This window comes from Streptomyces sp. NPDC029292 (assembly GCF_055569295.1).
This window is the reverse complement of record NZ_JBVHXR010000001.1, coordinates 343,287-364,355: the sequence shown is the minus strand read 5'-3', so window position 1 is coordinate 364,355 and position 21,069 is coordinate 343,287. Positions and strand designations below refer to the sequence as shown.

The following is a 21,069-nucleotide window of genomic DNA, read 5'->3' as shown; positions in this document are numbered from 1 at the left end:
GCGGTGTCCGCCGATCGGGAGCGCCCGCCCTGGCTGGTGAGCATCCGCCGGTCCCGGGGGGAGAACCCGGTCGGCGCGGGCCTGCTGGTCACTCCGCGGCACGTGCTGACCTGTGCCCATGTCGTGCGGCCGGGTACGGCGCTCGGTGTGCCCGCGGAGCCGGTGTTCGTCGAGTTCCAGTACGCGCAGGAGCACGGCGCGATACCCGCCACCGTCGTGCCCGACGGATGGCACCCGGGGACCGGCTCCGACACCGGTGACGTCGCGGTCCTCGAACTCGGCGCCCCGGCGCCCCCCGAGGCCGAGCCCGCGCCGCTGCGTACCACCGATCCCGGCACCTGGGACCACCGCTTCCGCGCGTACGGCTATCCGAAGGAGCATCCGCGCCAGGGGGTTCCGGTACGCGGCGAGATCATCGGTCACGCCGGCAGCGAATGGCTCCAGGTGGAGGCGAGCCCGCACAGCGGCTGGGCGCTCGAACAGGGCTTCTCCGGCTCTCCGGTGTGGGACATGAACAGCCAGGGCGTGGTCGGGATGCTGGTCGCCCGGGACTCGGTGACCAAGGTCGACCGGCGCACGGCCTACGCGATCAAGGTCGAGACACTGGCCCGGTACTGGCCCCCGCTCCTCCCGTACGTCCGGGACGCCACGACCGAGGAGCTGCGCAACCGGCTGGAGACCCTGCTGTGGATCCCGCTGACCGAGCAGGGGGAGATCCCCCGCGTCGACGACGTCGACCCGCACGACATCGGAGTCTCCCGCTCCAAGTACAGCGACCACCCGGACAACGCCCCCTACGTACCCCGGCATCCGCAGGACGCGCAGCTGGACGCCGCCCTGGCCGGCGCGCGGTTCGTGCTGCTGGCCGGGCGGTCCAAGGCCGGCAAGTCCCGCACGCTGTACGAGGCGCTGCGGCGCACGCTGCCCGGAGCCCGGCTGGTCGTGCCACGCCCGGACAGCCCGGACCACCGGGTGCTGGACGACCTCAGCCGGCTCAACCTGCCGACCGGGCAGGACCCGACCGTGCTCTGGCTGGACGACCTGCACCGCTACCTCCAGCCCGGCGGCCTTGACCTGCAGATCCTCGACCGACTGGCCCGCAGGCAACCGGCCGTCACCGTCGTCGCCACCATCCCGGCCAAACAACGGGCCGCGCTCACCGGCATGGAGAACGACGTCGGCCGCGTCGCCCGTACCGTCCTCGGCAAGGCGCGCACCCTCGAACTGCCGTCGCTCCTGGGCGCGGGGGACGTCGCCATCGCGCGGGATCTCTATCCCAGGGAGGACTTCGCCGCCCGCGGAATCGGCGAGCTCATGGTCGCCGCTCCGGCCCTGGAGCAGCGCTTCGACGACGCCGCGGAGAGCTGTCCGGCCGGCTGGGCGGCGGTGAAGGCGGCCACGGACTGGCACCGGATGGGCATGACGGATCCGGTGCCCGAGGCCGCGCTGCTGGATCTCTTCCGCGCCTACGTCGCCGCGCACCACCCGCAGTTCGACGCCGACGAGGAGCTGTACCGAACCGCCCTCGCCTGGGCCCGCGAGCCGGTGGCCGGGGGCATCGCGCTGCTCCACCGGGTCTCGGGTCCGTACGACCGGCCCGTGTACGCCGGGTCCCCCTACCTGTCCGAGTACCTGGACACCCGGGCCGACGACCCGTCCGCCGCGGTACCGCCCTTCGCCTGGGAGTACCTCGCCGAGCGGCAGCCGGCCGGGGAACTGCTCCGGAGCGCGTACGTGGCACTGGTCCGTGAGGAGTCCGGTATCGCCGAGCGGATGTTCCAGCAGGTCGCGCGGACGGCGGACGACCGGGACAGCTCGGCCTGGGCCTCGCTGATGCTGGGTGAGATACGGCTGTACCAGGGCGACTTCGAGCAGGCGGTGACGCTGCTGGACACCGCGGCCTCCTCGGCCGTCGAGGACGTGGTCCCGCTGGCCCAGGTCGATCTGGCCGGGGTGCTCATGGTCACCGGCGAGCGGACGCGGGCGCGCGGGCTGCTGGAAACCGCCGTCGGCTCCCGGGATCCGCAGGTGTCGCAGATGGCCCAGGTCGGCCTCGCCCGGGTGCTGGCGGCCCAGGGCAAGACGGAACAGGCCGAGCAACTCCTCGAGGCCGTCCTCGCAGCCGGTGACACCGAGGTGGCGACGCTGGCCCAGACGCAACTGGTCCGCGTGCTCACCGACAGCGACCCGCGCGGAGTGCGCACCGGGCGCACCTCGGGCCGTGACACCGGAAAACCCGGCGCCGGGCCGAACGCCGTCCGCAGCGGCTCGTCCGAGCCCGCGGAACAGCCGTGGGCGCTGTCCCGGGCGGTGGGCGAGTCGATCGCGGGTCAGATCACGGCGCTGGCCCGGGCGAACCTCGGCGGACTCTACGCGAACCAGGGCAAGCTGGACCGGGCCGAGGAGCTGCTGCGCTCGGCGGTGAACAGCGGGGGATACCACGCGGTGCCGCAGGCCCAGGCGGGCCTCGGCGAGCTGTTCATCCTGCAGGGCAGGTACGCCGAAGCCCAGGAGATGCTGGAGGCCGTGCTGCGGTCCGGGCATCCGCTGCTGCTCCCGGTCGCCCAGGTCACCCTCGCCATCGCGCTGCTGCAACAGGGCGACGACGAACGGGCCCTGCCCCTGTTGCGCGAGGTGGAGCAGTCGGGGCACCCCGACCAGGGACCGCGGGCGGCCTGCGTGCTCGGCGAGTGGTACAGCGCTCTGGAGGAGGCCGAGGCCGCCCGGGACTGGCTGGGCCGCGCGGTCGCCTCCGGCCACCCGGACTGGTCGGCGACGGCCCGCGTCGACCTCGCCTTCGTGCCGGTGGACGGCGAGGGCGGCCTGGACGTGGTGCGGGAGCTGCTGACCGGGGTGATGGGGTCAGGTCATCCCGAGCAGGCGCCGCGTGCCGCCGAAGCCCTGGGCGAACTCCTCGCGGCGGGCGGCGAATCGAGTGAGGCGGAGGAGGCCTATCGGGCCGCGATCGCCTTCGGGCACCGCGACTGGACACAGATCGCCCGGATCAACCTGGCTGCCGTGCTGGCGGCAGGGGAGGGCGGCTCGGCCGGGGCGCGGGAACTGCTCACGGAGGTGATGGGGTCGGGTCACCCCGAGCAGGCGCCGCGCGCCGCCGACATCCTGGGCGATCTCCTCGCCGGGGAGGGCCGGTTGCGGGAGGCCGAGGAGGCCTACCGTGTCGCGATCGACTCCGACCACGGCGAGTGGGCGCTGATCGCCCGGATCGACCTGGCCGTCATGCTCGCCGACTACGACGACCTCGCGCGCGCCGAGAGTCTGCTGCGGGTGGTCGCCGACTCCGACAACGCCACCGCGGTGGTCTGGGCGAACACGTTGCTCGGCATGGTCCTCGTGCACGACGGCCGGCGGGACGAAGGCCTGCGGTTCCTGCGCGAGGCGGGCGAGACCGGCGAACCGCCCGTGGCGCAGATGGCCCGGTTCCAGCTGGCGAAATTCCTGATCGAGGACGACGAGACCGAAGACGCCGGGGAGCTGCTGCGGTCCGTGGTCGAGGACGAGCCCTCGGACGTCACCGAGGTGGCCCGCGCCTATCTGTGCGTGCTGCTGCTGCGCCGGGGCGACCGCGACGCGGCGGAGGAACTCCTGCTGGGCGTGGAACGATCGGGGGACGCCGAGGCGATCGCCGTCGCCTACCTCGGCGCCGGCGAGTATCTGCTGGACGTCGGTGAACTGCAGGCCGCCGGAGAACTCCTGGAGGGTGCGCTCGGCGTGGGCGCACCGGAGACCGCGCCCCGGGCCGGCGCGCTGCTGGGTGTCGTACGGCGTTCCGCCAACGACTTCGAAGAAGCCCGGCGGTTGCTGACGGAAGCCCTGGCCACCGGGGACCCGGAGGTCGAACCGCTGGCGCGGCGATACCTCGGCAGTACGCTCTTCCGCCTCCGCCTGCTGGCGGAAGCCGAGGAGGCGCTGCTTCCGCTCGCCCGCTCGGAGGACGTCGAACACCGGCCGCAGGCATTGCTCCTCCTGGGGCAGGTGCTGGCGGCGGACGGCAGGGCGGAACAGGCGTATCCCTGGTTCGAGCAGGCCATCGAGTGCGGCGACCCCGACACCGAGTCCACGGCGCGCTACTTCTTCGCCGAGCTGCTGGTCAGCATGGGGCAGCGGGAGCGCGCCCGGGAGGTCTACGCTCCAGCGCTGGCCGAGGAAGACATGGACATGGATATGGCGGAAGCCCTGGACGGGGCCGGTCCCCTCCCGGGCCCGGCTGCCCCGCCCGCCGATCCCGAGCCAACGGCCCCTGATCCGCATCCCCTTCCGGCGGTCGTGCTCTCTCTGCTGGGAGACGTGGCATCGGCCGAGGGCGACGACGACGAGGCCCGTTACTGGTACGGCCTGGCCGAAGCCCGTCGCAGGTGATCGCTGCACGGTCGCCTCGACGAAAGGCCGGACCGGCTGTTGACGATCCGCCGGCTCCTGGTCGCGGCGACGAAGCGCCACAGGTGCCAGTACTGGTCGGCGTGCGTCGAGAGGGAGTTCTGACTGGAGTTCTGAAGGACCGTCAGTGTCACTGTTCTGCTGGGGACTTGGGCGCCGGGGACGGCTCGAAGTCGAAGTCCTCGGCGGAGCACCAGTACTGACGGTCCTTCGGATTCATGGGTGAAGGGGACGTGGTCCCTCAGGAGTCGAGGTCGTCGGCATAGTGCCGGTAGCCGTGCCGGTCCTGGTGGATGCTCCACAGGATGTCGGCGAGTGCCGCGGGGTCCTTCCTCGGGTGCCCGGGAGTGATCGCACCGGGAATGATGAGCTGCGCGACGTGGATGTTGTCGGCGGCGAGGGTGTCGTGCAGCAGATGACCGTAGGCACTTTCGGCGGCGAACGCGATGGAGGTGCCGGCGCGCTCGGGGTGGGGGACCGCCGCGGTGCCGCCGTTGACGAGGAGGATCGTCCCGCGCCCCAGGGAGCGCATGTCGGGCAGTACCTGCTGTACGGCGACGACCGGGCCGTAGACGGAGAATTCGATCGGGCCCGCGAGGTCGGCGGCGGTCGTCTCCAGTACGGGGCGCATGAAGTCCCGGTGCGGGACGGGGCTGTACTGCAGGATTTCGATCGGGCCGAGGGTGGCGGTCGCGGCGTCGAGGGCAGCCGTGAGGGCTTTCGGGTCGCGGACGTCGGAGGCGAAGCCGCGCGCGGTGATGCCCTCGTCGGCCAGTTCGGCGGCGAGGGCCTCGGTGCGGTCCTGGTTGCGGGAGATGAGGGCCACGTCGTGGCCCTCACGGCCGAAGCGCCGTGCGACGGCGGCTCCGAGACCGGGTCCTGCTCCGATGACGGCGATAGTGGTCATGACTCTTCCTTTGAAAGGCCCTGGGGCGGCCGGCGGGTGGCCTTGGGGTGGTCCGGCGGGTGGCCTTGTGGGGTGGTCCGGCGGGACTTCGTACGGGGCCCGGGGGCGCGCCCCGTACGGGGCGGTCTCAGGCGGCCCTGGCCGCGGTTCGGGCGAGCGTCGAGGTGTCGATCACGAAGCGGTAGCGGACGTCGGAGGCGAGGACGCGTTCGTACGCCTCGTTGATCTTGTCGGCCGGGATGACCTCGACCTCGGCGCCGATGCCGTGCTCCGCACAGAAGTCCAGCATCTCCTGAGTGGCGCGGATACCGCCGATCAGCGAACCGGTGAGGACAGCAGCAGCGCGGCGAACATGAGCGTGTAGCCGTCCACCACCCTCCCCCAGAGGGGGTACCCCCAGGAGGCCCGTGATGCCGCCGCCCAGGTCGTCCCTGATCGAGGGCAGCGCGACATTGACCACCAGGGCATCGAGCGTGATCACGAAGAAGCCGAGTACGGCGGCTGCCAGCGCCGCACGGGAACCGGGGGTGCGTTGCTCCGAGACCTCGCCTACGGGTTGCCGGGCCGGAGCGTGAGGGCCGGACATGGGGGCTCCTGCACAGGAAGGGGATCTTCAACGAGCCGCCAGACTGCTGCTTGGGCTCGCGTCCCGGCAGACCGTGCTGTGCCGGGGAGCCGCGTTCCGGGGTGTGACACGGCCCCCATGCTCCTTCCGTGCAGGTCACGGCCCTGCCGCCTCCTCGGAGGCCGACTCCCTGGCCCGTGCCTCAGGGCTGGACGAGGACCTTGAGGGCTTCCCGGTCGGCCATGGCGCGGTAGCCGTCGGGAACGCCGTCGAGGTCGACGGTGCGGTCGAAGACCCGGCCGGGTTCGATCTTCCCTTCCAGCACGTCGGGCAGGAGTTCCTCGATGTAGGCGCGGGCCGGGGCGACGCCGCCGGTGAGGGTGATGTTGGACATGAACTCCGCGAAGCCCAGGGGTACTTCGCCATACTGCGGGGCGCCGACCCGGCTGATCGTGCCGCCCGCGCGGACCACGCCGAGCGACATCTCCAGCGCGGGCAGCGTGCCGACGCACTCCAGCACGGTGTGCGTGCCGTCGCCCGCCGTCAGCTCGCGGACCCGTTCGATGCCTTCCTCGCCGCGTTCGGCGACGACGTCGGTGGCGCCGAAGTCGCGGCCGAGGTCGGTACGGTCCTCGTGACGACCCATGAGGATGATCCGCTCGGCACCCAACCGCTTCGCGGCCAGTACCGCAGACAACCCCACCGCTCCGTCGCCGACCACCGTCACGGTCGTACGGGGGGTGACCCCGGCCGTCACCGCGCAGTGATGCCCCGTGCAGAACACGTCGGACAGGGTCAGCAGGGAAGGCAGCAGGGCGGGGTCCTCGCCGACCGGGAGTTTCACCAGCGTGCCCTGCGCCTGCGGCACCCGCACGGCCTCGCCCTGACCGCCGTCCACACCCTCCGCGCCCCAGAAGCCGCCGTGCCGGCAGGAGGTGTGCAGGCCCTCCCGGCAGAAGTCGCAGATGTTGTCCGACCACACGAACGGCGCGACCACCAGGTCACCCGCCTTCAGCCCGGACACCTCCGAGCCGGTCTCCTCCACCACACCGAGGAACTCGTGCCCGATACGGTCGCCCTGCTCCGTGGCCGGCCTGGACCCGTACGGCCACAGATCGCTGCCGCAGATACATGACCGCGTCACGCGTACGACGGCGTCGGTGGGCTGCTGGATCTTCGGGTCCGGCACGTCCTCCACACGCACGTCACCGGCACCGTAAATCAGAGTTGCTCGCATGACATCTTTCCGATCAAGTCGTCCTGCGTTTGCTGAGAAAGGGGTCCGCGGGGAGATTTCCCGCAGATGCGCCAGATCCCGTGGCTGAGGTTTGGACGAACGAGGTCCGGCGCCGTCGATACCCCACCGTTGGGTACAGTCCGGAAATCCTGCTGATTCGGAAAGGCGCTGCCCCCTCGGCCTAAGGTGCTTTCCGGCCGACTGAGGGGACTTTCCGGCTGTCCGGCAAGTATCGGTCTCGCCGTCGACGCTCGCACCCGCACACGGGCCCGCAAAACGGCGGGCGCCCGCTGCGAGACTGGGTACCATGACCCGCGATGTGCACCTGAATGAGCTGGGAGAATTCCTGAAATCCCGGCGCGCCGAGCTGAGCCCCCGCACGGTGGGGCTGCCCGACAGCGGGGCGCCGCGGCGGGTGCCGGGTCTGCGCCGGGAGGAAGTGGCGCACCTGGCCGCGATCAGCACCGACTACTACACCCGCCTGGAGCAGGGCGGCATTCAGGCGTCCGCGCCGGTGCTGGCCGCCTTGGCCCGGGTGCTGCATTTGAACGACGACCAGCGGGACTATCTGTTCGAACTGGCCGGGAAGGACGACGCTCGGCCCCGTCGGCGAGCGAGGCAGCAGGTCCAGCCGCAATTGCAGCGACTCCTGGACGATCTCAGCGCGACCCCGGCCGTGGTTCTCGGCCGTGGCATGGACATTCTGGCGTGGAATTCCCTCGCTGCGGCCCTGGTCACCGATTTCGCGCAGGTCCCGGAGAAGGACCGTAACTACCTGAGGCTGGTCTTCGCCGATCCCGCGATGAAGACGCTGTACGCGGAGTGGGAGACGGTGGACGCGGCGCCCCGTTCGCTGCCGCAGGACAACGTCCACGTCGAACCTTTCCAGCCTCTGGAGTCGACGGCCGAAGCCGGTGACGCGTTCGACGTGGAACCGGACACCGGCGAGGTGTTCCGCGTCCCGCCCGGGCGCAGCATCGTCGACGTGCCGGCCGACGGCGGCATCGAGGTCGACACGTCCTGCCGTGAGGGCATCTGCGGCACCTGTGTGCTCACGGTCCTGGACGGCGTACCGGCCCACCGCGACAGCTGCCTGACCCGCAAGGAGAAGGAGGCCGGTGACCAGATCGCGGCCTGCGTGTCGCGGGCCCGCACGGCCCGGCTCGTGGTGGAGCCGTGAACGGGGCGCCGTCCTTGTCCGCGTGCGTGACGCGGGTGGCCGCGGGCGAGCTGAACGCGAGCGGCCTGATCGCCGACGCGCTGGAGCGCCTCGACCGTACGGAGCCCGACATCCGGGCGTGGGTACGGGTCGACAGGGACGGCGCGCCGCGTGCCGCCCGGGAGTCGGACACGGCGCCGGCGGGCGGCCTCCTGCGCGGCATTCCGTTCGGCGTCAAGGACATCATCGACGTCCGCGGCCTGCCCACCGAGTGCGGGTCGCCGCTGCGGCGGGGCCGGGTCGCCGAGTCGGACGCCCCGCTGGTCGCCCGGCTCCGGCAGCTCGGCGCGATCCCGCTGGGCAAGACCGTCACCACCGAGTTCGCCTACTTCTCGCCCGGTCCCACCAGGAATCCGCACAACCTCGCGCATACACCCGGTGGTTCCTCCAGCGGTTCCGCGGCTGCCGTCGCGGCGGGCGTGGTGCCCCTGGCCCTCGGCAGCCAGACCGCCGGCTCGCTGACCCGGCCGGCCGCGTACTGCGGAGTCGCGGGATTCGTCGCCCCGGCCGGGGGACCGCTGGACACCACGGGATTCATGGGCCTGTCCCACACCCTCGACGCGGTCGGGCTGCTCACCCGGACCGTCGCCGATCTCCGTCTCGCCTACCTGGCGCTGACCGGCACGGGCCGGCTCCCCGACCCCGTCGCACCACCGGCGCACCCGAAGCTGGCGGTCTGGCCGGGGGCCGAACTGGGCGAGATCGCGGGGGACATGCGAGCGGCGCTGGCGCGGACCGCCGGGCACGCGACGGCCCACGGCGCGGAACTCGTGGAGATCGACTGGCCCGCCCGAACTCCCCGGCTCGTCGACACCCACGCCATGATCATGGCGTACGAGGCGGCTCGCGCGCTCGCCGCGGAAGGCGCGCACCCGGAGCAGCTGAGCACACCACTCAACGAACTCCTGGCGGACGGCCGCGCCATCACGGCCGCGGACTACCACCGCGCGCTGTCCGTCGCGGAGCGGGAGCGCGCCGCGATGCTGACGCTGCTCACCGACGTGGACGCCGTCCTCGGACCCGCCGCCCTCGGGCCCGCGCCGGAGGGGCTGACGGCCACCGGGTCACCGGTCCTGAGCCGGCCCTGGCAACTCCTGGGCCTGCCGGCGCTGACCGTACCGGGCCACCGGGACGCGAGGGGCATGCCGCTGGGTCTCCAGCTCATCGGGCATCCGGATCGGCTGGAACGGCTCTTCGCGCTCGGGCAGGCCATCGAACAGGCCGCCCGGGCACGGCAGTAGCCAGGACGCGTCGGAGGCCGTCTCCCCACCGCTGGGAAGACGGCCTCAGTCCTGTGTGCCGCGGGCGACGGCGCGGCGGCCCGTCTCGTTCAGGACAGGCAGCCGACGTGGGCGAGGGCCTGCTTGAGAAGGACTCCCTGTCCGCCCGGCATGTCGTTCTGGACCAGCGGCGAATTGGCCTCCTGAGGGCTGAACCAGACCAGGTCGAGAGCGTCCTGCCGGGGGCGGCAGTCGCCGGTCACCGGGACGATGTACGCGAGGGACACCGCGTGCTGGCGGGGGTCGTGGAATGGCGTGATCCCCTGCGTCGGGAAGTACTCGGCGACGGTGAAGGGCTGCAACGAGGCAGGGACCCGGGGCAGAGCCACCGGGCCGAGGTCCTTCTCCAGGTGGCGCAACAGGGCGTCCCGGACCCGTTCATGGTGCAGTACCCGGCCGGAGACGAGGGTGCGGCTGACCGTCCCGTCGGGCCCGATGCGCAGCAGCAGTCCGATGCTGGTGACTTCGCCGTTGTCGTCTACTCGCACCGGCACGGCTTCGACGTACAGGATCGGCATGCGGGCACGTGCCAGTTCGAGTTCGTCGGAACTCAGCCAGCCGGGCGTGATTTCGGTCGTGTCAGACATTGGCTGATCGTACTTTCCATGCCTCCCGCTTCGCGCGCGCCGCTCCAGGTGAGACGCGGGCCGGCCCGAGGAGGCCGGGCGGACCGCCCGGCGAGGGGGCCGCGGCCTGACTGCCAGTGATGCGAACCCGTCATCAGCAGCTCGAACCAGACCAGGCCCGCGGTCTGCACCGCGTCCCAGGCGACCCCAAGACCCCTCGGGCCGAGTGATGCTGGAGTGGCTCCGTGCGGGACGTACGTCCGGTCAGCGGTCGTGGCGCCGGGTCGAGTCCCGTATGACGATGTGCGTGCCCAGGACCTGGTGTTGGCTGTCCGGGAACTCCTCGCGGTGCAGCGCCAACCGGACCGCCGTACGGCCCAGTTCCTCGGACGGCACATGGACGGTGGTCAGCGTCGGATACACGTCGATGGCGGTCGGGATGTCGTCGTAGCCCGCCACGGCGATGTCCTCGGGCACGCGCGCCCCGGCCTCCCGCAGCGCCTGCAGGGCGCCCGCGGCGACCATGTCGGTACCCGCGAAGACCGCGCTGAACTCGGCGCCGGAGGTGAGGAGTTCACGCATCCCCTGATAGCCGAAGCTGCGGGTGAAGGCGCCGTCCACGATCAGTTTGGGGTCGGGTTCGACGCCGAGCATCTCGTGCGCCCGGTTGAAGCCGCTGATGCGCTGGCTGCTGGTGGACAGGCCCGGCACCCGCCCGAGATAGGCGACCCGCCGGTGGCCCGCGCTCAGCAGGTGGGTCGTCATGGCGAAGGCGCCGCTCTCGTTGTCGTAGTCCACGACCGTGGCGGGCACACCCGGGCCGAGCGGCGGCCGCCCGACGAGGACGAGCCGCGAGCCCGCCCGGTCGAGGGCGTGCGCGAAGTGGGTCATGCGGTCCTGGTAGGCCCTGTCGTCCCAGGCGCCGCCGACCACGATCACCGCGTCGGCGCGCTGCTCGCGCATCGTCTCGACGACGGCGAGGACACGCTGCGGGTCGTTGTGCGTGGTGCACAGCATGCAGAGCCTGCCCTCGGCGGAGGCCTGCTCCTCCACTCCTCGTGCGATGTGGGCGTAGAAGGGCCCGGTGACGTCGTCGACGACGAAGGCCACGGTGTTGTTGGTGGAGCCGCCGAGGGCGCGGGCATGTGCGTTGACCACATAGTCGAGGTCGCGGATGGCCTTGAGGACCTTGGCACGGGTGGCCTTGGCCACCGGGTAGGTGCCACCGAGCACGCGCGAAACGGTGGACGCCGACACGCCCGCCCGGGCCGCGACATCCCGCACCGTCGAGGCATCGCCCTGGGCCGAGGCCGCCGCCTTCTTGTCCACCGTTCGCTTCCCTCCACCCCGCGCACCTGCGTGGACGCTCACCCTAGTAGAGCGTCCCGGGGCGGCAGCCGTACGAGTCCACCTCCCCGGCGGCAGGACGAAGAGCGGTCGCGCGGCTCGTACCGGCGGGCAGGGGAACCTCTTCCGGCGCCGTACCGCGTGTGATCAGGACTGGCGGGTGAAGCGCGCGGTGATCGTGACGAAGGTCAGCGGCTTCAGCATGTTGGCCTGGTTCCAGGTCATGCCGAACTCCTTGCGGTCCACCGGCAGTTCGGCGGTGAGGGTGACGGCGTCGGCCGAGACCTCGGAGGCTTCCGCGGTGAAGGAGAGCGGGCGGCTGACGCCGATCACGGTCAGGTCGCCGGTGATCCGGGCGGTTCCGTTGCCGACCGAGGTGACGTCGGTGGCGGTGAAGACGAGCGAGGGGTGCTTGTCGGCGTCGAAGAAGTCCGCGGAGCGCAGGTGCTTGTCGCGCTTGGCGTTCTTGGTGTCCAGGGAAGCGGCGTCGATCGTCACGCTGCCGTGCGCGCCGCCTCCGGCGAGCACCGCGCCTTCGCCGCTGACCTGGGTGAAGACGCCCTTGACGTTGACGAGGCCCCACATCGTCTTGTGCTGGACGCGGACCGACGTGCCGGCCGGGTCGAGGGTCCAGCGGCCGGCGCCGACATCCGTGAGTGAGCCGGTCCGGCCGGAGTGCGGGGTGGTGTTCGACATGGTGGTTCGTGCCTTTCGTGAGCGGTCGAGGGGGATCGGGGGGCGGGGGGATCCGGGCGCCGGAGCGACAGCCGCCGCGGCGTTGCTGGTCGCTTGAAGAATCAATACATCGCCAGCTATTACATTGCGACCTATTAGGTAGTTAGCGAGATAATAGCTGGCCGGGGTATCCTCGGCAAGCGGTGAGAACGTGGAATCGGACGACGGGAGCCAGTGCATGGGGGAGTCCCAGCAACCAGTGGGGCGGATCGAGTGCCCCGGCGCGGCCACGTGCCCCAGCGAGGAGGAGGCCGCGCTTCTCCAGCGCTGGAACGGGTTGGCGATCGGATTCCGGGAGCTCACGGACAGCCTGCTCGCCGAGGCTCAGCGCGAGGTCGGGCTGCCGCCGTCGTCGCTCGAGGTGCTGTGCTTCCTGGTCGCCTCGCCGGAGCAGGCCGCTCCGATGCGGCTGCTCTCCCAGACGCTCGGTTTCTCCACCGCCGGTACGACCGGAGTGGTCGACCGGCTGGCCGACGCCGGGCTCGTCGAGCGCCGCCCGTCGCGTTCGGACCGCCGGGTGACGTATGCCGCGCTGACGCCGCTCGGCCGCGAGACCGCCACGGCCGCGGCCAAGGTGTTCGCCGACGCGGTACGCCGACGTGTCGTGGAACCTCTCGGCGAGGAGGGCTTCGCGTCCTTCGCCGCCGCCATTGCCACGCTGGGCCTGGTGGACGAGTCCTGCGACGGAACGGAGGCATCGGGGGCCGCGTGACACGGGAGGCCGCGGGCGGCCCCATGACGTCACGGTTCGCGGTGCTGCGGGTACGGCCGGCGGGCAAGCAGGCCCTGCGGGCCGCCCAGGAAACAGGCGGCCGCCGTCCCTGGTGGGACGGAGTGCTGCCGGTGCAGACCGTGCTGGTGGAATGGCCCGCCGATGAGCAGGCCCCGACCGGCTACTGGATCTCCGACCTGCCCGCCGCCACACCGGTCGAAGACCTGGTGTGGCGGGCCAAGATGCGCCGGCGCATCGAGCACGACTACCGCGAACTCGAACACGGCCTGGGCCTGGACCACTTCGAGGGCCGCAGCTGGCGCGGCCGGCATCACCACGTCACCCTCGTCACCGCCGCCCGGGCCTTCCTCACCCTTCGGCGGCTGGACCCCAAAGTCCCCACACCGGCCTGACCCGCTACCAAGTCCTCGACACCCTCCAGGACCTCCTGCGGTGCTGGACCGGGACCCGCACCACCTGCGGCCGCCCCCTCACCAGAACCAGAACCTGACGAAGCACTACTGGGCGGCGTCGAGTTCGGCGAACTCCGCTTCCGTGAGCTTCAGGTCGGCCGCTGCCGCCGAGTCGCGGACGGTCGCGGGGCGGGACGATCCCGGGATCGGGACGACGACCGGGGACTTGGCCAACTCCCAGGCCAGGCACACCTGCTGCGGGCTGATCCCGCGCTCCTCCGCGATCCGCGCGAAGGCGGCGTGGGATGAACCCAGGCTGCCCGCCCGGGAGATACCGCCCAGCGGGCTGTACGGCAGGAAGGCGATGTTCAGCTCGGTGCACAGGCGAAGCTGCGGCTCGCTGTCGCGGCTCGCCGGCGAGAAGCTGTTCTGTACGGACACCAGCCGCTCGCCGAGAATCCCATGGGCTTCGCGCAGCTGGTCGGAGTCCACGTTCGAGATGCCGACCGCGCGGACCTTGCCCGCGTCGTACAGGTCGCGCAGCGCACCCACGGAGTCGGCGTAGGGCACATGGGGGTCCGGCACGTGCAGCTGGTAGAGCCCGATGGCGTCCCCACCCAATCGCTTGAGCGAGTCCTCGCACGCCGCCCGCAGGCTCTCGGGAGCCCCGTTGAGGGACCATGCCCCGTCGGCTTCGCGTGCTGCCCCGCCCTTGGTGGCGACCAGTACCTCGGAGGTGTCACCGCCGTACGCCGCGAGTGCTCGGGCGATCAGCGCCTCGTTGTGCCCCGTCTCGGACGAGTTCAGGCAGTACGCCATGGCCGTGTCGATGAACGAGATCCCGGCGTCGAGCGCGGCATGGATGGTCGCGATCGCGCGCTCCTCATCCGGCCGCCCTTCGATGGACAGCGGCATCCCGCCGAGCCCGATGGCGCTGACCTTGGCGCTGCCGATGCGGCGGTAGTGCATTCCATGCCCCCTGGAGTGACGCGACGCGACAGCCGTGACGTTACGCTTCTGGGCTCATGTCCACTGTCGTTCCACGGATATGGAGGGCAGTCCGTCCGCGATATGCCCCATGGGCAATGGCTCCGAGGATCCGCGCCAGTTCAAGCCTTGATCCCGACCCCGCCGTACAGGGAGACCGGCCCGTCGCCGGTCGGGGTCTCGCCCTCCGCGAATTCGGGATGCCAGTCCACCACGGACACGATCCCCGGCTCGACCAGCTCAAGTCCCTTGAAGAAGCCGCTCACTTCGGCGTGCGAGCGTCCGACGAGGGTCACGCCTCCCTTCGCGTACGTCTCGATGCCCCGTCGCACGTTCTCGGGCTCGAAATCGGCGGTCATCGCGGACAGGACCAGACAGCTGCCTGGCGCCAGCGAGTCGACCAGGGTCTCCACCAGTTCGTACGCGCCGCTCTCATCGGCTATGAAGTGCATCAGGGCGATGAGCGACAGGGCGACGGGCCGGTCGAAGTCGAGGACGCGGCCCGCCTGTTCGAGGATCTTGTGCGGCTCGCGCGCGTCGGCCTGGAGATACTCCGTCACGCCCTCCGGAGTCCCGCGCAACAGGGCCTCGGCGTGCGCGAGGACGATGGGGTCGTTGTCGACGTAGACGACCCGCGCGTCCGGAGCGGTGGTCTGCGCGATCTGGTGCAGGTTGGGTTCCGTGGGAATGCCTGTGCCGATGTCGAGGAACTGGCGGATTCCCGCCTCGCGGACGAGCCGGCGCGTGGCCCGCTGCATGAACCAGCGATTGCTGCGCGCGGCCCGCTTGGCCCCGGGATCGAGCGCCATGATGTGCTGCCCGAGTTGCTCGTCGACCGGGTAGTTGTCCTTGCCGCCGAGATACCAGTCGTACACCCGCGCCGGATGCGGCTTGCTGGTGTCGATCCGGTGGGCGGCGGGCTCGGTGCCGGTCATGCGGCAACTCCTCTGCTCGACTCGGGCTGTTCGCCGTGTCGACCTGCGTTCGGCGAGACGTGCGAGCAGTGTGCCATTCCCCGGGACTGCAGGACTCGCCTGAGGCGGTCCTCGGCCATCTGCTGGCGCGAGGGGTCCTTCCCAGGGGGCGGGGCCGCGGTCTATAGTCGAAAACTAGCAGTGCTAATTAATTGTCCGGTTCCTTTGATCCGGTCCCCTTGATCCGGCATCTGGTCCCCGGCGTCGGGCATCTGGTCTCCGGCATCGGGGATCTGGCCCCGGCATCGGGCATCGGGCATCCGGTTTCCGGTTTCTGTCAGGAGTCCTGTCGTGCGTCCCGTCCACTTCGCGGCCGCCCGCCGCACCCCCATCGGCAAGCTGCGCGGAGCCATGTCCTCCATCCGGCCCGACGACCTCGCCGCGACCGTGATCCGCGGTCTGGTCGCCGAAGTGCCCGCGCTCGACCCGGCCAGGATCGACGACGTCTACTGGGGCGCCGCCAACCAGGCGGGCGAGGACAACCGCAACGTCGCCCGGATGGCCGCGCTCCTCGCCGGACTGCCCGAGTCCGTGCCCGGCGCCACGGTCAACCGGCTGTGCGCCTCCGGCCTCGAAGCCGTCACGACGGCGGCCCGCACCATCGCCGCGGGCGAGGCCGACATCGTGCTCGCGGGCGGCTCCGAGTCCATGAGCCGCGCCCCCTTCGTCCTGCCCCGCCCCGACGAGGCCCTCCCGCACCGCATCGAGACCGTCGACACCCGGCTCGGCTGGCGTCTGGTCAACCCCGCGATGAAGGAGCTGCACGGACTCCTGTCGATGGGCGAGACCGCCGAGGAGGTCGCCGAGCGCTTCGGCATCTCGCGCGAGCGCCAGGACGCGTTCGCGCTGCGCAGTCACCAACGCGCCGCGGACGCCCTGAAGAACGGGTACTTCGACGACGAACTGCTCCCCGTGAAGCGCCCGGACGGCGTCGTCGTCGACAGCGACGAGTGCGTACGAGAGGACACCTCGCTCGACAAGCTGTCCCGCCTCAAGCCCGTGTTCCGCGCGGGCGGCACGGTCACCGCGGGCAACGCCTCGCCGATGAACGACGGCGCCGCCGGCGTGCTGCTGGTCAGCGAAGAGGCCCTGAACGAGCTGGGACTGGAGTCCTTCGGGCGGTATGTCGCCGGGGCCTCGGCGGGTGTTCACCCGGACGTCATGGGCATCGGTCCCGTGCCCGCCACGCAGAAGGCACTGGCGCGCGTCGGCTGGGGCGTCGGTGACATCGAGGAGGCCGAGTTCAACGAGGCGTTCGCGGCCCAGGCCCTCGCCTGTGTGGACCGCCTCGGTATCGACCCGGACCGGGTCAACCCGACCGGCGGCGCCATCGCCCTCGGCCACCCGCTCGGCTGCTCGGGCGCCCGCATCCTCACCACGCTGCTCCACCGCATGCGCCGCACGGGCGCCGCGCGCGGTCTCGCCACCATGTGCGTCGGCGTGGGACAGGGCAGCGCGGTGCTGGTGGAGCGCGACTGACGTCTGCTCGGCGAGAGCGCGACTGCACAGGCCGACGCAGGGGTCACCTGGCGAGACGGTCCTTACGCGGCCAGATGCGTGGGCATAGCATCGGTCCCCGCATGAACACAATGACGCTCTGGCACATATCCGTCTGGGAGTTCGCCGCTCTCGCCGCCGCGGCCCTGCTCGTCGGCTTCTCGAAGACCGCCGTCAGCGGGGCCAACACGGTCAGCCTGGCGATCTTCGCCGCCGTCCTGCCCGCCCGTGCCTCGACCGGTGTGCTCCTGCCCGTCCTCATCGTCGGGGACGTGCTGGCCGTGCTCACCTACCGGCGGCACGCCCACTGGCCCACGCTGTGGCGGCTGTTCCCGGCGGTCGCCGCGGGCGTCGTCCTCGGCACGCTCTTCCTGGTGTGGGCCGACGACGGGATCGTACGGACCTCGATCGGCGCGATCCTGCTGCTGATGGCGGCGGTCACGGTATGGCGCCGCAGGGTCGCCGCCCAGGACGACCAACCCGACTCGGTGGTGACGCGCGGGGGGCGGATCAAGGCCCGTTCGTACGGCGTGCTCGGCGGCTTCACCACGATGGTCGCCAACGCGGGCGGCCCGGTGATGTCGATGTATCTCCTGTCGGCGGGCTTCAGGAAGCTGGGCTTCCTCGGCACCTCCGCCTTCTTCTTCCTGATCGTCAACGTTTCCAAGGTGCCCTTCAGCGTCGGACTGGGCCTGATCGACGGGCACTCGCTGCTGCTGGACGCGGCGCTGGCGGTCTTCGTCGTGCCGGGGGCGTTCATCGGCAAATGGGCCGTGAACCGGATCAACCAGCAGCTCTTCGAGCGGCTGGTCATCGCGGCGACGGTGCTGGGCGGGGCGCAGCTCCTGCTGCGCTGACCGCTGCTGGTACCGCTGCCCCTACTTCCTCCTCTACCTCTATCCCTTCCTCTACTGGAGAGCGCCGGAGTTCAGCAGGTCGGGGAGATCCGCCACGGAGTCCAGGACGTGGTCGGGCCTGCCGCTCGCCGCCTGATGGGTCTCGGGCAGATACTTGCCGGTCTTGACGAGGACGCCGCTGATTCCCGTGCGCTGCGCCGCGAGCACGTCCGACTCGATGTCGTCGCCCACCATGAGCGCCTCGCCCGGACCGACGCCGAGACGCGCCAGCGCCGTCTCGAAGAACGCGGGCGACGGCTTGCCGGTGATCTCGGCCCGGACTCGGGACGCCTGCTCGAGCCCGACCAGGAACGCACCGGTGTCCAGTTGCAGTCCTCGGTCGGTACGCCAGTAGAGGTTGCGGTGCATGGCGATCAGCCGGGCGCCCCGCTGGAGGTGGCCGAAGGCCCGGTTGAGCGCGGCGTAGTCGAACTCGGGACCGGCCCCGCCCACGACGACGACATCCGGGACGGTGTTCATGTCGGCGTCCATGTCGGCGTCCTCGAGCAGCGTGACGCCCGCGAGGTCCTCCTGGATGTCCCCGCTGTTCAGCAGGGAGCACCGGGCGCCGGGATGGCGGTCGGCGAGATACGCCGCCGTGACGGCCGGCGCGGTGAGGATGTCCTCGGCGTCCACGGGGAAGCCTGCCCCGGCCAGGGTCGCGGCGATCGACGCGCGCGTCCGGGACGTCGTGTTGGTGACCAGGGCGACACCGAGGCCCGACGCGCGGATCTGCCGCAGCGCCTCGACCGCGCCGGGCAGTGGCTCCCACGAGACCGTGAGTACACCGTCGATGTCGATCAGGACCGCGCGGACCGATGCCATGTCTGGACAATACCGACACGCACGTGCGTCGCGCATGCGTGACGACGCCCCCGGAGCGCCGCGGCCCCCAGAGTGTCCCGACGCCCTCGGAGTGCCCCGGCGCCCCCGGCGCCGCAAGCCACCTGCCCGCCGTCCCACTGAACCTCGGGCCGGCCGCACTGAACCCCGGGTCCGGACCCGGAGCCCCGTAGCCCACCCCGACCACGTACGCTCGCCCCCATGTCCCCCCACGTCCTGGTCCTCGGCGGCACCACCGAGGCGCGTCAGCTCGCCGCCGAGCTGGCGGTACGTCCCGGCGTGCGCGTGACGACATCTCTCGCGGGGCGTGTGTCCCGGCCCGGGGCACTCGAAGGGGACGTACGGATCGGGGGATTCGGCGGGGCGAAAGGGCTGGCGGAGTGGCTGCGCGAGCACGGCGTGGCGGCCGTGGTGGACGCGACGCACCCGTTCGCCTCCGGCATCACGGTGAACGCCGCGCGGGCCGCGGCGGCGACCGGAATCCCGGCCGTGGTGCTGCGCCGCCCCGGCTGGCGCCCCGGTCCCGGCGACCGCTGGCACCCGGCGGCCTCCCTCGCCGAAGCCGCCGCGCTGCTCCCCGCGTTGGGCCGCCGCGTCTTCCTCACCACCGGCCGCCTGGGCCTCGCGGCCTTCGCGGATCTCGCCGCACTCCACTTCCTCGTACGGTCGGTGGAGGCACCCGAGCCGCCGCTGCCACCGCATACCGAAGTACTGCTCGCGCGCGGCCCGTTCACCGTGGACGGCGAGGAGGCGCTGCTGCGCGAGCACCGCATCGACGTCCTGGTGACGAAGGACAGCGGGGGAGACGCCACGGCGGCCAAACTCACGGCCGCACGTGAACTCGGGCTCCCCGTGGTCGTCGTACGCCGCCCCCCGCTTCCTGAGCACGTGACCGCGGTATCGGACGTCGCCTCGGCCCTCGCCCGGCTGGACCTCGGCGGCCGATAACCTGGCACCCGGACGCGCTCGACTCCCGGCTGGCCAGCCGGTCACTCGCCCCCTGCGCGCGCTACCCCCGTGGGTGTCTGCGCAGCAGATACGTGTCCATGATCCAGCCCTTGCGCTCCCGGGCCTCGGCACGCAGCTGCTCGATACGGGGGGCCGCCTCGGCTATGGGGCCGGAGGCGAGGATCTCGTCGGGTGTGCCGATGTAGGCGCCCCAGTAGATGTCGATGTCCTCCCCGGCGTACTGCCGGAACGTCTGGTGGGCGTCGAGCATGACGACCACGTCGTCGACACCCTCGGGGAAGCCCTCCGCGAGGCGGCGGCCCGTGGTGATCTGGACGGGCCGGGCCACCCGGTTCAGCCCCGTGCGGTGCCGGGCGACGAGCGCGGAGACGCTGCTGATGCCGGGCACGACGTCGTACGTGAACGCCACCGCGCCCCGCTCCAGGATCTCCTCCAGGATCCCGAGCGTGCTGTCGTACAGCGAGGGGTCGCCCCAGACCAGGAACGCGCCGCTCTCGTCCTCGCCCAGCTCCTCGGCGATCAGCTGCTCGTAGATGTCCGCTCGGGCACTGCGCCAGTCCCCGACGGCCGGCGAGTACGCCGCGCCCCCCGCGGTCCGGTCGCGGTCCGGGTCGCGCGCCTCGACCAGCCGGTACGCCCCCTGCGGTAGGTGCGCGTCGAGGATGTCACGGCGCAGCTGGACGAGGTCCGACTTCACCTCGCCCTTGTCCAGGATGAAGAACACGTCCGTGCTCCTCAGCGCTTTGACCGCCTGCAGGGTGAGCTGATCGGGGTCGCCCGCCCCAATCCCGATGACCTGAATCTTTCGCACACCCAGAGTCTGCCGCACGCCACTGACAGTGGACGCACCGCACCCGGGTCAGCGCTCACGCCCCGGCCGGACCGACGCGGGGGTGAGCGGGTCAGGCCCGACGGCCACGCAGCCGCGGTGCCCGCGCCGCCGCACCGACCGCCGTACCCTCCTTCTCCACGACGCCCGCCAAGTCGCGCGCCCAGGCGCTCAGTTCCGCGAGGTCCATACCGTACGGGCGCGGCTGACCGGACCTCGACGCCCACTCCTCGATTGCCCCGGCCCCGCGCCGCAGCAGCCGGGCGCCGCCCGTCGTGTTCCCCCGGGCCGCGTGCGTGAGCCCCACGGCGAGCTGGGCCAGCCCCTTCCACAGCGCGCGCTCGTCCTCGGGCCCGGACTTCCAGGCGTCCTCGAAGACCTCGTGCGCGTGGAACGGTCTCCCCGCGTCCAGCAGCGCCTGCGCCGCGGCGACCGTCTCCTCGGGGCTGCGTACGACGCCTTCCGGCTGCCGTTCCACCCCGTCCGCGCCGTACGGCAGGGGCCGCCCGAGCCCGTCGCGCGGCCGGGCGTTCCGCGCCCGCCCCGCCGTGTCCCGATCGCGCCCGCCGCCCCGCCGAGCTCCAGATGTCCCACTCATACGCCGATTGTCGCGCGCCCCGCGCCCGCTACGGAGCAGCCCCCGACGTGGGGTAAAGTTCTGTTCGCACGATCACGCGGGTCACCGCGGGTGAAACGCA

General features: G+C 71.6%; 17 protein-coding genes and 2 pseudogenes. 8 read left to right on the top strand and 11 right to left on the bottom strand.

Features of this window, described 5'->3' with window-relative positions; translation table 11 throughout:
- Positions 1-3: 3 nt before the first annotated feature.
- The gene (locus tag ACZ4WS_RS01720; protein ID WP_467976196.1) at positions 4-4,377 is read left to right on the top strand and encodes a tetratricopeptide repeat protein; all 4,374 of its coding nucleotides are present in this window, start codon (positions 4-6) and stop codon (positions 4,375-4,377) included.
- Positions 4,378-4,636: 259 nt separating this feature from the next.
- Here the strand turns inward: ACZ4WS_RS01720 and ACZ4WS_RS01715 are convergent, their stop codons facing one another.
- From ACZ4WS_RS01715 to ACZ4WS_RS01705, 3 genes and pseudogenes are all read right to left on the bottom strand, one after another.
- A complete protein-coding gene (locus tag ACZ4WS_RS01715) occupies positions 4,637-5,302 on the bottom strand; it encodes an SDR family NAD(P)-dependent oxidoreductase (RefSeq protein WP_467976195.1) in 666 nt (221 codons plus the stop codon).
- A 127-nt stretch (positions 5,303-5,429) separates the two neighbouring features.
- Positions 5,430-5,633 (bottom strand): annotated as a pseudogene (locus ACZ4WS_RS01710) (hypothetical protein); the annotation flags it as partial.
- Between the two features lie 436 nt (positions 5,634-6,069).
- Complete coding sequence (locus ACZ4WS_RS01705) at positions 6,070-7,104, bottom strand: zinc-dependent alcohol dehydrogenase family protein (protein ID WP_467976194.1); 1,035 nt, start codon at positions 7,102-7,104, stop codon at positions 6,070-6,072.
- A 307-nt stretch (positions 7,105-7,411) separates the two neighbouring features.
- Here ACZ4WS_RS01705 and ACZ4WS_RS01700 point away from each other — a divergent pair, with 307 nt between their 5' ends.
- The gene (locus tag ACZ4WS_RS01700) at positions 7,412-8,284 is read left to right on the top strand and encodes an MmyB family transcriptional regulator (protein ID WP_467976193.1); all 873 of its coding nucleotides are present in this window, start codon (positions 7,412-7,414) and stop codon (positions 8,282-8,284) included.
- Entirely contained in the window at positions 8,281-9,564 is a 1,284-nt protein-coding gene (locus ACZ4WS_RS01695) for an amidase (RefSeq protein ID WP_467976192.1), read from the top strand. Before ACZ4WS_RS01700 ends, ACZ4WS_RS01695 begins: the two co-directional genes overlap by 4 nt.
- 89 nt (positions 9,565-9,653) lie before the next feature.
- Here ACZ4WS_RS01695 and ACZ4WS_RS01690 read toward each other — a convergent pair whose 3' ends face one another.
- The 3 genes from ACZ4WS_RS01690 to ACZ4WS_RS01680 all read right to left on the bottom strand — a co-directional run bounded on the left by ACZ4WS_RS01690 (position 9,654) and on the right by ACZ4WS_RS01680 (position 12,212).
- Positions 9,654-10,190 carry an NUDIX hydrolase family protein gene (locus ACZ4WS_RS01690; protein ID WP_467976190.1) on the bottom strand — a complete coding sequence of 179 codons (537 nt, stop codon included), beginning with the start codon at positions 10,188-10,190 and terminating at the stop codon, positions 9,654-9,656.
- A 243-nt stretch (positions 10,191-10,433) separates the two neighbouring features.
- Positions 10,434-11,498, bottom strand: coding sequence for a LacI family DNA-binding transcriptional regulator (locus tag ACZ4WS_RS01685; RefSeq protein WP_467976189.1), 1,065 nt, complete (start codon positions 11,496-11,498; stop codon positions 10,434-10,436).
- A 165-nt stretch (positions 11,499-11,663) separates the two neighbouring features.
- Positions 11,664-12,212 carry a YceI family protein gene (locus tag ACZ4WS_RS01680; RefSeq protein ID WP_467976187.1) on the bottom strand — a complete coding sequence of 183 codons (549 nt, stop codon included), beginning with the start codon at positions 12,210-12,212 and terminating at the stop codon, positions 11,664-11,666.
- Positions 12,213-12,429: 217 nt separating this feature from the next.
- Here ACZ4WS_RS01680 and ACZ4WS_RS01675 point away from each other — a divergent pair, with 217 nt between their 5' ends.
- Both ACZ4WS_RS01675 and ACZ4WS_RS01670 read left to right on the top strand, forming a co-directional pair.
- A complete protein-coding gene (locus tag ACZ4WS_RS01675; RefSeq protein ID WP_467976185.1) occupies positions 12,430-12,963 on the top strand; it encodes a MarR family winged helix-turn-helix transcriptional regulator in 534 nt (177 codons plus the stop codon).
- Positions 12,964-12,965: 2 nt separating this feature from the next.
- Positions 12,966-13,376 (top strand): annotated as a pseudogene (locus tag ACZ4WS_RS01670) (IS701 family transposase); the annotation flags it as partial.
- Between the two features lie 105 nt (positions 13,377-13,481).
- Here ACZ4WS_RS01670 and ACZ4WS_RS01665 read toward each other — a convergent pair.
- Positions 13,482-14,345, bottom strand: coding sequence for an aldo/keto reductase (locus ACZ4WS_RS01665; protein WP_467976183.1), 864 nt, complete (start codon positions 14,343-14,345; stop codon positions 13,482-13,484).
- A gap of 140 nt (positions 14,346-14,485) precedes the next feature.
- Entirely contained in the window at positions 14,486-15,298 is an 813-nt protein-coding gene (locus ACZ4WS_RS01660) for an SAM-dependent methyltransferase (RefSeq protein ID WP_467976181.1), read from the bottom strand.
- 330 nt (positions 15,299-15,628) lie between these two features.
- Between ACZ4WS_RS01660 and ACZ4WS_RS01655 the strand changes: the two genes are divergently transcribed.
- Both ACZ4WS_RS01655 and ACZ4WS_RS01650 read left to right on the top strand, forming a co-directional pair.
- The gene (locus ACZ4WS_RS01655) at positions 15,629-16,816 is read left to right on the top strand and encodes a thiolase family protein (RefSeq protein ID WP_467976180.1); all 1,188 of its coding nucleotides are present in this window, start codon (positions 15,629-15,631) and stop codon (positions 16,814-16,816) included.
- 101 nt (positions 16,817-16,917) lie between these two features.
- Positions 16,918-17,691 (top strand): sulfite exporter TauE/SafE family protein, encoded by a 774-nt coding sequence (locus ACZ4WS_RS01650; RefSeq protein WP_467976179.1) that lies wholly within the window; start codon positions 16,918-16,920, stop codon positions 17,689-17,691.
- A gap of 51 nt (positions 17,692-17,742) precedes the next feature.
- On the opposite strand, the gene ACZ4WS_RS01645 is transcribed toward ACZ4WS_RS01650, so the two are convergent.
- Positions 17,743-18,555, bottom strand: a complete 813-nt coding sequence (locus ACZ4WS_RS01645; protein ID WP_467976178.1) for an HAD-IIA family hydrolase — start codon at positions 18,553-18,555, stop codon at positions 17,743-17,745.
- A 219-nt stretch (positions 18,556-18,774) separates the two neighbouring features.
- Here ACZ4WS_RS01645 and ACZ4WS_RS01640 point away from each other — a divergent pair, with 219 nt between their 5' ends.
- A complete protein-coding gene (locus tag ACZ4WS_RS01640; RefSeq protein ID WP_467976176.1) occupies positions 18,775-19,521 on the top strand; it encodes a cobalt-precorrin-6A reductase in 747 nt (248 codons plus the stop codon).
- A gap of 61 nt (positions 19,522-19,582) precedes the next feature.
- On the opposite strand, the gene cobF is transcribed toward ACZ4WS_RS01640, so the two are convergent.
- Positions 19,583-20,353, bottom strand: a complete 771-nt coding sequence (gene cobF, locus ACZ4WS_RS01635; protein WP_467976174.1) for a precorrin-6A synthase (deacetylating) — start codon at positions 20,351-20,353, stop codon at positions 19,583-19,585.
- A 91-nt stretch (positions 20,354-20,444) separates the two neighbouring features.
- Entirely contained in the window at positions 20,445-20,969 is a 525-nt protein-coding gene (locus tag ACZ4WS_RS01630; RefSeq protein ID WP_467976173.1) for a DUF309 domain-containing protein, read from the bottom strand.
- Between the last annotated feature and the right edge of the window lie 100 nt (positions 20,970-21,069).